This window comes from Paenibacillus sp. J31R122 (genome assembly GCF_056269185.1).
The window spans coordinates 244215-257186 of sequence record NZ_JBWDNM010000006.1 but is presented as its reverse complement, the minus strand read 5'-3'; the positions used below and the strand labels follow the sequence as shown (position 1 = coordinate 257186).

12 protein-coding genes and 1 pseudogene are annotated in these 12972 nt (G+C 44.3%); 2 read left to right on the top strand and 11 right to left on the bottom strand.

All coding sequences use genetic code 11. The features are described 5' to 3' along the window. Positions 1-130: 130 nt before the first annotated feature. From AC0YN7_RS12475 to AC0YN7_RS12440, 8 genes and pseudogenes are all read right to left on the bottom strand, one after another. Positions 131-922 (bottom strand): TerC family protein, encoded by a 792-nt coding sequence (locus AC0YN7_RS12475; protein WP_475810325.1) that lies wholly within the window; start codon positions 920-922, stop codon positions 131-133. A 25-nt stretch (positions 923-947) separates the two neighbouring features. Then, entirely contained in the window at positions 948-2225 is a 1278-nt protein-coding gene (locus tag AC0YN7_RS12470; RefSeq protein ID WP_475810324.1) for a TerD family protein, read from the bottom strand. Positions 2226-2309: 84 nt separating this feature from the next. Next, a complete protein-coding gene (locus AC0YN7_RS12465) occupies positions 2310-2888 on the bottom strand; it encodes a TerD family protein (RefSeq protein WP_475810323.1) in 579 nt (192 codons plus the stop codon). 33 nt (positions 2889-2921) lie between these two features. Then, entirely contained in the window at positions 2922-3500 is a 579-nt protein-coding gene (locus AC0YN7_RS12460; RefSeq protein WP_475810322.1) for a TerD family protein, read from the bottom strand. Positions 3501-3569: 69 nt separating this feature from the next. Next, on the bottom strand, positions 3570-4145 hold the full coding sequence (locus AC0YN7_RS12455; RefSeq protein WP_475810321.1) for a TerD family protein: 576 nt from the start codon (positions 4143-4145) through the stop codon (positions 3570-3572). Between the two features lie 28 nt (positions 4146-4173). Then, on the bottom strand, positions 4174-4767 hold the full coding sequence (locus AC0YN7_RS12450; protein WP_475810320.1) for a TerD family protein: 594 nt from the start codon (positions 4765-4767) through the stop codon (positions 4174-4176). 216 nt (positions 4768-4983) lie between these two features. After that, entirely contained in the window at positions 4984-5439 is a 456-nt protein-coding gene (locus AC0YN7_RS12445; protein ID WP_475810319.1) for a tellurite resistance TerB family protein, read from the bottom strand. A 587-nt stretch (positions 5440-6026) separates the two neighbouring features. Further along, positions 6027-6140 (bottom strand): annotated as a pseudogene (locus AC0YN7_RS12440) (ATP-binding cassette domain-containing protein); the annotation flags it as partial. Positions 6141-6248: 108 nt separating this feature from the next. On the opposite strand from AC0YN7_RS12440, the gene AC0YN7_RS12435 reads away from it, so the two are divergent. Together AC0YN7_RS12435 and AC0YN7_RS12430 are read left to right on the top strand one after the other, a co-directional pair. Then, the gene (locus AC0YN7_RS12435; RefSeq protein ID WP_475810318.1) at positions 6249-8114 is read left to right on the top strand and encodes a 3-oxoacyl-[acyl-carrier-protein] synthase III C-terminal domain-containing protein; all 1866 of its coding nucleotides are present in this window, start codon (positions 6249-6251) and stop codon (positions 8112-8114) included. After that, the gene (locus AC0YN7_RS12430; RefSeq protein WP_475810317.1) at positions 8111-8992 is read left to right on the top strand and encodes a DUF6999 family protein; all 882 of its coding nucleotides are present in this window, start codon (positions 8111-8113) and stop codon (positions 8990-8992) included. The genes AC0YN7_RS12435 and AC0YN7_RS12430 overlap by 4 nt, the downstream gene beginning before the upstream one ends. A gap of 52 nt (positions 8993-9044) precedes the next feature. Here the strand turns inward: AC0YN7_RS12430 and AC0YN7_RS12425 are convergent, their stop codons facing one another. The 3 genes from AC0YN7_RS12425 to AC0YN7_RS12415 all read right to left on the bottom strand — a co-directional run bounded on the left by AC0YN7_RS12425 (position 9045) and on the right by AC0YN7_RS12415 (position 12951). Beyond that, positions 9045-9896: a pirin family protein gene (locus AC0YN7_RS12425; protein ID WP_475810316.1), complete on the bottom strand. Its 852-nt coding sequence runs from the start codon at positions 9894-9896 to the stop codon at positions 9045-9047. A 129-nt stretch (positions 9897-10025) separates the two neighbouring features. Further along, positions 10026-11678 (bottom strand): S-layer homology domain-containing protein, encoded by a 1653-nt coding sequence (locus tag AC0YN7_RS12420; RefSeq protein ID WP_475810315.1) that lies wholly within the window; start codon positions 11676-11678, stop codon positions 10026-10028. A gap of 280 nt (positions 11679-11958) precedes the next feature. Continuing rightward, positions 11959-12951 carry a Gfo/Idh/MocA family protein gene (locus tag AC0YN7_RS12415; protein ID WP_475810314.1) on the bottom strand — a complete coding sequence of 331 codons (993 nt, stop codon included), beginning with the start codon at positions 12949-12951 and terminating at the stop codon, positions 11959-11961. Positions 12952-12972: the final 21 nt, after the last annotated feature.

Here is a 12972-nt window from a genome sequence, read left to right as displayed (position 1 = left end):
ATGTAGTTGAAATACCTCAAAGGTCATTCCTCCTTGTTATGGCGATAATGAATCGTCATGATATGAGAGTAAAAAATACCCCTCACGGTCAAATGAGGGATATTTCGTCAAACTGTTTATGCGCGATATCTTAAGCTGCTTTATTCTCGCGTTTTCTACGAAGAGTACTAAATATGATCGTACCGCCAAACACAGCGATTATTAAACCGAAGAACAATGTGTGAGGGATATGTGCACCAAATGCGGCAGCAATCATTTTCGCACCAATGATGATGATCAAAATAAACGCTGCTTTCTCAAGCTCAGGGAACTTATCGATTAGAGCAAGGAACACTTGGGCAACTCCACGCATCATCAGTACGCCCAACATACCGCCTAAGAATAGAACCCAAACTTCTTCACTTACACCAAAGGCAGCTAGAACGCTATCGATACTGAACGCGATATCCATAACTTCTACAGCCAAAACTGTACGCCAGAAGCCTAGACCTTTGTTTTGAACCTCTCCATCTTCTTCCGAGCCTTTTTTACCGATATAAGGAATTAGCGGAATATTGCCCACTCGAGCAAGCTTAAACTCGAGATGGAAGAGATTGCTTAAAGCAATCCAAAGGAGATACAAACCTCCCGCAACTTTGATCCACGTAATTTTTACGAGATATACACCTACGCCAATCGCGATAAAACGGAAAACATAGGCTCCGATAATACCGTAGAACAAAGCCCGTTTCTGCTGCTCTTTAGGCAAATGCTTAACCATAACAGCGAGCACTAGTGCGTTATCTGCCGATAGCAAGCCTTCCAAGAGAACAAGGGTTAAAATAATTCCCCAGTTAGTCGGACTGGTAAGTACAGCTGATAAGTTCTCCCAACTGAAAAAACTTGCGAAATTGGCAATTATGTTCTGAAAAAAATCAACCATTCAAGTAAACCTCCACGTGTGACTATTATTTGCTGCCCTGAACCCATTTGAGGCCCCATCCATACGCCTCGTCCAACTGTTTGTGTCCTGAGAAATATTGAACCAATCGCTTAATGCTGAACGTCTCATCGTTCACGTTTTCAACCATTGCGATTGCGCACATGCCCATACGGTTATTATGCTCGTCCATTCTTACTTCAATTTCAGGACCGCCAGTTTGTTTAATAGTAACAACGCCAGCAGCTTCCGCCCAGTTAGTCGCACCTTCATAAATATACGCGTATACGACCACGCGTTTAAATTCTGTAAGCTTATTTCCATTAATACGAAGGTTTTCACCTGTCGTAATGGAGCCCGTTCGATCGTCTCCGTCTAGTGACACATAAGGAGCTCTCGAGAAATCTCCAAAGCTGTTCCCAAGTGATTGTACAGAGCCCTTCATACCGTTCTTTAGTTCAAATAAACAGCCGATATCCAGATCCACGCTATTCGAGCGTCCAAAAAAGCCAGTTGACTTTTTTTGGGTCCAGTTTAGATTAACTAAAATTTCACCGAGCGACCCGCTTCCTTTTTGGAGATTAATAACATCTCCGCGCTTCTTCAGAGAAATCTTGCTAAGATTGATCGGCGGCGCGCTCGGCGCCGGAGGTGCTGGCGGTACTGGTTGCGCTTTTGGTACCGGTGGCACTGGCGGCGGGGTTGGAGCAGGCGGTGCACTTGGTGACGGAGTATCTGCCTTTACCTCAACGCCAAAGCTCATACAAAGAGCGCCAAGTCCACCGGAATATCCTGATCCAATAGCGTTAAACTTCCATTCGCCATTGTATCTATATAAATCTCCGACAACTATAGCAGTCTCTATGGAGAAGTTTTTTCCAAGGTCATAACGCACTATTTCACGTCCAGTTCCTTCATCAATAATCCGTATATACGTATCATCAACACTAGAAAAACTTTGTTTTCTAACTTCTCCCTCATAAATAGTCAAAGTAAAAGAAATACGTTCAATCTCATTGGGTACTTCGTTCAGACGGATCAGTACTTGCTCTTGATCGGTTTTCCCTGCGATATTTCGTTTGTTCGCCCCAGACAGTTCAATTGAACCGCGAGCTTCTTTAGGATTCCCATAAAAAATCAAATCATTATCACCGACTACTTTGCCGTTCGCACGCAATAGAAATGCTGAGAAATCAACGTCGATGCCTGCTCCGCTTCGCCAGCCCATACCAACAAGAAGGCTCTTGAATGAAGGATTGTTTTTCGTTATATCTGCTTTTTGCCCTTTCGTTAAAGACAACTCCATGCGTTAACCGCCCGCCCTTCTTAGTCGTAGGTTAGGATGAGATGACATTAGCTTCTAGATAATGCCATCCCCGATAATTCTGTATTACACAGAAAGTCCATAATTCCGGCAAAGCGCGGCAAGTCCGCCAGAGAAGCCAGATCCAACCGCTTGAAACTTCCAATCCGCTCCATGCCTATATAACTCGCAAAATACGATAGCCGTCTCGACTGAAAAATCTTCTCCAAGGTCATATCGAAGAATCTCTTTACCCGTCATTTCATCTACTAATCTTACAAAAGCATTAGAAACTTGTCCGAAGTTTTGCTGACGACCTTCTCCATCATGAATGGTGACCGTAATCCCCACACGTGAAATTTGTGCTGGAATCTTCGAGAAATCAATTTTAATTTGCTCGTCGTCTCCGTCACCTTCTCCGGTACGGTTATCGCCTGTATGCTCTACAGCCCCATTATAAGCAATGAGGTTGTTATAAAACACGAAATCCTTCTCGTCCTGCGCCTTGCCGTTCTGATCTAAGAGGAACGCGCTGGCATCGAGGTCAATTTCTCCGCCGCCGGTATATTTATTCGTGTCCCAGCCCAAGCCGAGAACGACTTTTGTAAGACCCGGATTGGTTTTGGTAAGATCAATACGCTGCCCCTTGGAAAGGTTAATCGACATGGTTGGTAATCTCCTTCTTAAAAAAAGTTGAAATTACGTAGAAACACCAAAATCATTACATAGACCTTCTAATCCATTTTGATAGCCGCTGCCAACCGCGCTGAATTTCCATTCGGTATTATGGCGATAAAGCTCTCCGACAACAACTGCTGTCTCCACAGAGAAGTCTTCCCCAAGATCATAACGGATCAATTCTTCGCCAGTATCCTCGTTCAGGACACGGACATAAGCATTTGCTACTTGTCCAAAATTCTGATTGCGAGCTGCTGCGTCATGGATTGTAATACAAAACGCGACTTTCTGAATATCGGCAGGGACAGCAGGCAGGTTGATTTTGATACTCTCGTCATCGCCTGTTCCTTCTCCGCTCTGATTGTCGCCAGATGAGACGATTGAACCGTTAGAATTGGATTTATTATTATAAAAAATAAATTCCTTCTCGCTGTTGACCTTCCCTGAAGCATTCAAGCAGAAAGCCGTTGCATCGAGGTCAAAGCCGCTGCCGCCATCATATTTATTAACGTCCCAGCCAAGTCCTACTGTAATCTTGGACATACCCGGATTGGACTTCGTAAGATCGACCTTCTGACCTTTAGATAAATTTACTGGCATATTAATGCCTCCTTATAGGGTAGGTTGTCTATAAAAAGGGCCGCCAAAGGCGACCCTTAGCTAATTCGCTTAAGCAAGACCGTAGTCGCGAACAAGACCCGATAATCCGTCTTGGAATCCGCTGCCGACTGCACTAAATTTCCATTCGCCTGAATGACGGTAAAGTTCTCCAACGACAACAGCCGTTTCTACAGAGAAGTCTTCTCCAAGGTCATAACGAATCAATTCAGTACCGCTTTGCTCATCAACGATACGAACGAACGCATTGGATACTTGTCCAAAGTTTTGGCTGCGTTCTTTGCCTTCATGGATCGTAATGCAGAATGCGATTTTTTCTGTCTCAGCAGGAACAGAAGACAGGTCTACTTTAACTTGCTCATCATCTCCGTCACCCTCGCCCGTACGGTTGTCACCAGTATGTGCAACGGAACCGTTAGCGTTTTTAGGGTTGTTGTAGAAAATGAAATCAGCTTCGGAATTCGCTTTTCCTTGTGCATTCAAGCAGAAGATCGATGCATCAAGGTCAAAGTCTTTACCGCCATCATATTTATTAGTGTCCCAGCCAAGACCAACTGTAATTTTTGTTAGACCTGGGTTTGTTTTCGTGAGATCGATTTTTTGACCTTTGGATAAACTAATAGCCATTATGGAATGCCCTCTTTCTTATTTTGAATTATTTGTACTGACGAGCAAAAATGTCTACATGGGCAGCATGAGTGCCTTCGCCAATCGCGTTAAATTTCCATTCTCCGTTATGACGGTAAAGCTCTCCGACAACCAGTGCCGTTTTACCTGAATAATCATCTGACAGGTTGAAACGGATTAGCTCCTGATTGTTAGTCGGATTTACGATGCGAATATACGCCGATTTGATCATTCCAAAATCTTGTTTGCGAGATTCACATTCGTAAATGTTTACTACACAAAGAATTTTTTGAACATCAGCCGGTACGCGATTAAGCTCAACAATGATTTGTTCGTCATCGCCATCGCCTTCCCCTGTAATATTGTCACCAGAATGAATGACAGTATTACAACCACTTTGCTTATTATAGAAGCAGACGAGACTTTTCTCGCCGCTTAGTTTGCCATTCGCATCTAATAGAAGCGCTGAAGCATCGCAGTCCACGTTAGCTGATTTCTTCATGCCGAAGAAACCGCTTTTCGCTTGCAAAGGATCCCATCCCAAACCAACAATAACTTTGCTGAGGCCTGCGTTTCCTTTTGTTAAATCAACTTTTTGACCTTTTACGAGAGAGATAGCCATAGTATTTTGCACCCCCTTTCAATGGGATTAACTATTAAGTAAGAAGTGTTTGAAGGTAACTTGCATAAGTTCTACTGAGCAATACGTCTAAATGTCTCGCAAGTTCCAAGAAAATTTGTAATCGATACAATATTCAACAAAAAACGCGGAACACCTCTTATTTGGGCACAGCTTAGCCTGAAAATAAGGATGTTCCGCTCTTATTGCTAATCAATTTTACAGTGAGAACTCACTTGGACTTAAACCGAGCACGTTGCAAATATCACGAACAACCGATTTTTCCTGCTCGTCAAAGTTGTTGTCAGATGATGCTACAGCGCAGCACACCCCAACGATTACACGGCCGATTTCCGGCTTACCATTGAACTTCGAAATCGCACGAAGCGCCTCTTGCTTGCCAACCATAATGTCAAAATCCATGTTACCTGAAAAATGGTTAAAACGATCGATGACCTCTGTCATATTGAAGACCTTTAAATCCTCAGATCTGCCAAGAAATCCAGCCATCTTTTGCTTTTCTTCCGCACTAACCGTTCCATCCGCAACTGAAACTACAGCGCAGCCAGCTACAATCGCGTCCATAAGGTCTTTGTTTTTGTACTTTTTAACTTGGTCCTTTAGGTTAGAGCTGGTACTAGAAAGCCAAGATTGAAATTTGTTCAGTGTGCTCATCTTATAAAACCTCCCGTGTCATTTGTAAGTTCAATGCTTTATAAGCCTTAAACTATAACTTAAACTTCTCTCGACTTAATTCTATATCAAAATTGGCCCTAATTACAAATTTCAACATATACTTCGTTTTTATGCGCCTTTCTGGTTGACACGAATTACAGGTAAATAGTCATGCATTTTAAAAAATAACATCAGCAAAAAAATAAGTAGAAATATTAAAGCAAAACCTTGATAATTATAAGTAGAAGTGAAACTTGGAGAGCACCTTTGTTTTAAAAAAAGAATACGTTAAATACAAGCCTATGAGGTGGTAATATGAGGTTCATCAGAGAAAATAAAACGATTCTAATCTTTGGATTATTAATTATTATTAACGCGCTTTTTTTACTCATCATCCTCATTACAAAAGAATAGATGAAGCGAGCCTGCGTGATGCCCGCTATTCCTCCACATGATACTATAATATCCCCTTTATCATATCCCGTTCATTCTCGCCCGTCTGTTCCTCTGGCGTAAGTGAGCGACTGCGGTTTTTCAAGTCGTATTCAATATACGTCCCCAGCCTCCTCAACCCGCTCTTACGTAATGACATCCAAATAATTAGTCGGCTCATCGAGTACCAGCAAATTGGCTTTCCCGAAAAAGAGCTTCAAAAAAGCTACTCTGCATTTTTCACCCATACTCAAAACCCCAATACGCTTAAACATCCTCTATTTCCATTTTCCGGTACCAATAAATATTAGTACTAGGCATGAACCCCAGCACCAACTATCATTTCATGTATACAATTCTCTTTTTGGAGGTACTTCATGAAATCTGTCTACATAACAAGCATAGGTAAGTTTCTCCCTGGATCGGCTGTTGGCAACGATGAAATAGAAGATTACCTCGGTAAAATCGGGGGGAAGCATTCAAAATCGATGCGCCGCATTCTCGAACAAAACAAAATCCTTTACCGTCACTACGCGATCGACAAAGAACAAAATAGCTTATATTCGAATGCAGAAATGGCAAGCCTCGCTATTCGTGAAGCACTAGATCGCAATCAAGACGCGCTGGAGGATAAGGTTGAGTTTCTCGCGGCAGGAACGACTCAGGGCGATCTGCTTGTGCCAGGTTTCGCCAGTATGGTGCATGCTGAAACCGGCTTGCCTGTCATGGAGATTGCAACTCATCATGGCGTATGCGCAAGCGGCATGCAAGCCCTTAAAAATGCTTATCTGCATGTTCAATCCGGTGAGAACGATACAGCAGTCTCTTGCGCCAGCGAATTTCCGAGCCGCGTATTCAAGCATACACGCTTCGAAGCGCAAGCCGCTTTTGCTGATCGTCCTATCTCATTTGAAACTGATTTCCTGCGGTTTATGCTCTCCGATGGGGCTGGTGCTGCGGTACTTCAGAACAAGCCGGCCTCAAGAGGCTTGTCACTCCGCATCGAGTGGATCGACAATAAATCGTACGCTAATAAATACGATGTCTGTATGTATGCCGGTCTAAATAAAGCTGAAGGCAGCCCTTCCAGCTGGCTGGACTACAGCTCCATTCACGAGGCGGCAGACGACGGTGCAGTTAATCTAAAACAGGACATTAGACTCGTAAATGAAATGCCTAGGGTGGGCGTGAATCGATTCTTTGAGCTAGTGGATGAAGGGAAAGTCGATCCTGCGGCTATCGATTGGATGGTATGCCATTATTCGTCTCATTTTTTCCGCAGTGAAATCTTCCGTCTCTTACAGCTCGGGGGTCTATCAATTCCTGAAGATAAATGGTTCACTAATTTGTACACGAAAGGCAATACCGGTGCTGCTTCTATCTACATTATGCTGGAGGAGCTCTTGAACGAAGGCCAACTTTCCCCTGGTGAACAAGTGTTATGTATGGTGCCGGAAAGCGGCAGATTTCAAACCTCCTATATGCTGCTCACCGTAGTCGGCGAAGAGGAGAAGGAGTCGATACAGTTAATTGAAGAGAGGGACCCTGAAGCGCCTCATTTGGAATATAATAAAGAGGATGCGGTGCAAGCCCTGCTTGTGAGGCAGCTCGTCCAGATATGGATTGATTTTGAGCAAAAGCTCGCTCATGTTCCAGTCATTCACAACCTTTATCGGAACAAATTTACACTAGACGATTATAAAGCTCTAATGGAGAACATTCGACAGCAGGTCATCGACGGCTCACAATGGATTGCACGTGCAGCCTCCTACATTGCAATCGAGCATATTGATCTTCGATCAGCATTCATCTCGCATGCTCGTGATGAGCATCGCGATTATCAAATGCTTGAGCGGAATTACGTCGCTGTCGGCGGAGATCTTTCAACGATTCAATCCGGCGATAAAAATATTGGCAGTGAAGCGCTCTCGTCCTACTTGTTCCAGCGAGCGAGCCGAGATAATCCTGTCGATTTAATCGGTGCCATGTGGATTATTGAAGGTCTTGGATGCCGTATGGCACGATATTGGGGAGAAATGATTCGAGACCAGCTTGGGCTCAATGATGAACAGGTATCCTTCCTGCTCTATCATAGTGAATCCGACGAAAAGCATTTCGAACGGCTAGAAGCGGTCATTCAGCATCCGATGCTCACAGCAGACATCGCCTCACGAATCGTAAAAACAGCCAAAACAACAGCAAGGCTGTACCTTCTGCAATTAGAGGAGCTGGGTAACGTATGAGTGAAGCTGAATATTTTGAAAATATGAGGCATGACAAAAACGACCCTAATCCATTCCTCGCGATTTTTATGGATCAGAGCATTCCCTTTAACGAGGAGGCGAAGGCAGCTTACCTCAAGGACTGCTCCAGCAAATCTCGGCAATTTCTGCTTCCGATACTAAGACCGTTCGCACGTATGATGATCATCCTGTTTCAGATTTATAAAATCATCATCCCTAAAGCCTTCACTTCATCCAAACTATTGCACCGAGTGTTGTATTGGGGAATGAAGACATTTGTTAGCCCGAGTGCTAACTTTATGATTTTGCGACACTTCTATTTGGGCTCCGAAGTATTGCAATTCATTCGCGATAATGTGAACGGTGTAGAAATCGAGATGAATCCGCTGAAACCGACTAACCTCGAGCCGGTGAAGAACGACTTATTTCTCATACATGATCTTAATTTGTATAATTTCGTTATTAATCTAAATCGTGAGATTCGAGTCAAACAAATTGAGATAACGAAGCAAGAGCAGTTGAATTTCGATGCCATAACAGCAACTCCTCTGCCAATTGAACAAATGCCGCGGCGTTGGACCAACTTTCTTGACCTGACAACGGCAATTGAATGCTTTACGCCTATTTACCAGCTTTTTTTGACGGATAACGACTTTTGGCGCGCTACCAATTCCTTACAGCTGGATGAAACAATCGGCATACTCGCTTCCAAAGTAATCGGTAATAACGAGCGGCTCGCGCTCATTAACAACAAGCACCCGATGGTGCCACTGACTACACTTAAAGCCGGATTTCGACTTGTGCTGCACGGGCTCGCGACCGAACAGCTCCATGCGCTGCTCGTTGAATTGAAACAAAAAAAGGGGCAGGCCTCTTAATAAAGGCCTGCCCCTTTTAGCGGGCATCTCTATTCAACATGTAAGTTAGCAATTACACAAACTTGCCATTCCGATAATCGGAGTAGGCTTCTACAATTTGTCGTTCGGTGTTCATAACAAATGGTCCGCGGGCGACAATTGGCTCATGCAGCGGTTGACCCGCATATAACAGCACTCTCAGCTTCGTTATTGCTGTAATCTCCACCTCACTTGACTCACTGCCTTCTTCCTCACGACTAAGGAATAACACTTGTCTTTGTCCAGCCTGCGTATGCTCACTGCCGAATTGCCCTTCACCTTCAATAACATAGAGGAAGCCATTATAGGAGCTCGGCAAATCCTGCTTCACAGTAACACCGGGCTCGATCGTGAATTCGACCATTGTAATGGGCACATAATTTTTAGTATTCGATTGAACACCGCCTGACGAGCCGGAATAAACCCGGATTACTGCGCCTTCTTCCAAACGAGTCGGCATATCTGCGCTTCGCAAGTTTTGATAACGAGGCTCCGTCATTTTGTCGGCTGCCGGAAGGTTCACCCACAGCTGCAGCAAATGGACCGTTTCGCCTTCTGCCGGCTCCTCATTATGTATGACACCTCGACCCGCAGTCATCCACTGCGCATCGCCTGGGTGCAGCTCACCCTTCTGCTCGCTCGAATTGTCGTAATGCTCAAGCTTGCCATCGATTACATACGTAACGGTCTCCATCCCTCTGTGGGGATGGTTATCGAACGCGCCCTTCTGAAACCAATCTTCTGCCAGTATAAGAAACGGATCATGCTCCTCATAGCGGCCGTTTTCCAAAATAAAGCTATTTTTATGTTTATCGCTAATGTAATTAATTTCTGCAGTACGAATCCTTTTAATGCTGCGGCTATATATCTTTGATTGTTCGCTCATTGTAATACCCTCCTAGTGATGCCAACTTTTTAGATAGAATTACATCTTAAGTATAACATCTTCACTAACTTAAATAAAGTATATATACAATGTTAAGACTCCTGATTTCGAGCTAACAACTCCGCTAAATTAAAAAGAATAATTATAAAATTTCTCAGCATTACGTAGGCTCGTCCAAATATCGGGGCTTTCGCCTCCCATATACCAGTAGGCGAAGCCTGCTGCATTCAGATTTGCAGCTGATTTGTATTTCGCCGCTAACGAGCGTCCATCCTCTAACCAAATTTTATGCCGCAGCCCATTCTTCATGTAACTGACCGTATACTGTCCTACAGCCTGTTCCCATCGCGGCAGAAGGGAATACGTTTTAAGCAGCTGATTTTGCTCTGAAAATGAAAGAAATGCCGATGAGGAGACGGTTCCATCCTTGTTCAGCGTCCAATCCCGGTTATAAAAAGGAAGAGCTAAAATAACCTTTCTACTAGGAACAACCTCCATGAGATGATTAAGAGCAGTCTCAACATAAGGCTGTGAAGCTACGGAGCCAGGCTGCTTGCTGCCTCCATAGTGCTCATCGTAGCCCATCATTACCACATAATCTACTTGCTTGCCCAGCGCCGCATAATCGAAAGCCTCCGTCCAATCTGTTCCCCGGTCTGGGGATACATCTATTGAAAGCACCGCATTCCATTCATGAAGACTCTTTGCTAGACCGGTAATAAACGCAGTCAAGCCTGCACGATCCGCCGGAGCTACATTTTCAAAGTCGATATTAAGTCCATCTAAGTCGTATTTCTTTACTATAGCTGTTAATTGATTAATGCTAGTATTTCTTGCTGTGGAATTGGACAACATTTGATGAGTAGCTTCTTGATCGGAACGATTACCGACCATAGCCCAAATCTTTTTGTTATTGTTCTTCGCCCACGATACGAGCGACTTATCGGTGTAATCCGTTATAGCACCAGTCTCTGCTAAGTAGTACCACCGAGGAGATAATGTATTTACATTCGATTGCAAAACATTGCTTGTGTACTGCGCTGTCGTTTGTCCGTACTGCCAGCCTAAATAAATCAGGTCCTTCGATTCGGCCTCAAGCTCAGCGGCCCAGCTTTCGTTTTGCAGCACTCGCCCAATCAATACGGCGGTCTCTTGTCTCGTTATGGGGTCTCCTGGACGAAAATTCAAGTAATTGTCGCCCTTCATAAGACCCAGCTTATTAATAATAACGACGGAAGGTTTGGCCCAGTCTGCTATTAGGTTTGCGTCATTAAAGCTGAGAACAGCACCGCTTGCAGCCCCTGATTGCTTCAATGCACGCGACATTAACACAGCCGCCTCCTGCCTTGTAATCGGCTTTTCTGGAGCAAAGGTACTTACTGTATTACCATCCGCCAAGCCTAGCTGTACCGCCGCCTGAATCCAGCCGTAATACCAAGCGTTCCTCGCTACATCAGTAAATGGAGAGACTGGACTCGCTGTCGGCTCAAGCACAAGTAAGCGATCCAGTACGGTAACAAATTCCGCACGTGTAATCGCTAGAGCAGGAGAAAAGCTTCGAGCTGATGTCCCCTTCAAAATATTTCTATTATACAAATCTATGATTTCATTTTTAGCATAGCTATCGGATATATCGTCAAAAGGCAATCGACTTTTTGTGTAACTATTGGATATATCTCCAAAAGGCTGTGTACTCATAGCGGCAGCAGGCTGAATGCCTACACTTATTGCGCATATCCAAGCGATTGCGGCAACAACCACTCTACTTAATCTGTGATTCACGAGGATCCCCCTAAAATACGAATCTTAAAATTTTATCAAACTTCCTCCTATCATTCACCGTAAAAATATTGGTAGTTTCGATTTAGTATAGTTCGGTTCATCTGAGGAATCTTTAGTGAGTTGGAAATACAGCGGTTTTTCTTAGGAAGTCTCCTATACAATAAAAAAGAAAGCCCGCAGTATCATGGACTTTCTCGACAGCTTTATTTTACGGATAATACCTTTTGCGTTGTTATTTCTTCCGAATGGCTTTTCCATAACAAGTTGCAATCGTTCAGTTTTAGTCCAAACTGCAAAGCTCAACCATCTTGCGCTCCTCCGCCGACTGATAAGCAGCTAGTGTAAATGCAAGAGTCTTCATTCCGTCATCATACGGGCATAAAATGCTATTTTTGGAAAAGGCGGCTACAGCTTCTACAAAAGCTTTATCCTGCTCAAAAGTTGGATCTTTTCGGGAAGTAATGGTGATCTTCTGGTCTTTGTCTATAATAGTGAGAACTTGGCCATTGCCGCCGAGCTCAACAAAAAAATCGGAACCAAAAAATTTGATCTCAGATAAGCTGTGATGGGGCGATACGCAGGATTCAGTAATGGTGCCGACAGCACCCGAGTCAAGTGTGAAGGATACGGCACCACCATCCGGAATTGTAGAATCCGGGTACACGCCCTGAATGGAATTATGGCCAAACATCGCTGAGACGCTGCGATATTCGCCAGCTATGTAACGTATCAAGTCCACTTGATGAGTCACTGCATCGGCCAAATGCCCGCCAGACATCTGTTGTTGCCTCCACCAAGGGGCAGGATGAGCGCCTCCGAAGCGGTATGCTTGAATCAGATGAATCGTTTTCCCATCTAAATATGACTTTGCTTGCTGTACCGTATCAAAATAACGCAGACAATAGCCAACGGAGTGGATCACTCCAGCATCACGAATAGCCTGCTCCTTGCGCTTAACAGACGGAAGCTCCAGCCCCAGCGGTTTCTCCACGAACAGATGAATCCCTTTGCTTGCTGCCTGCTCCTCCAGGTTTTCTCTGGCGAACTGCGGGGAACAGATAAATACCGCGTCGATTTCCTCTGGATTAAGCAAATCCTCCACGCTAGCCGCAACTCTCGCGCCGACTATATCCGCCATTGACTTAGCAGCCTCGTTGTTAACGTCATAGACGCTTACGATCTCTGCCAATGAGATCTTCTGCAGCCCTGATAAATGATGACGGGCTATGCCTCCAGCACCAATCATACCAATTTTAACTGTCATCTCATTCATTCCTGCCTTCCTGATCTACTT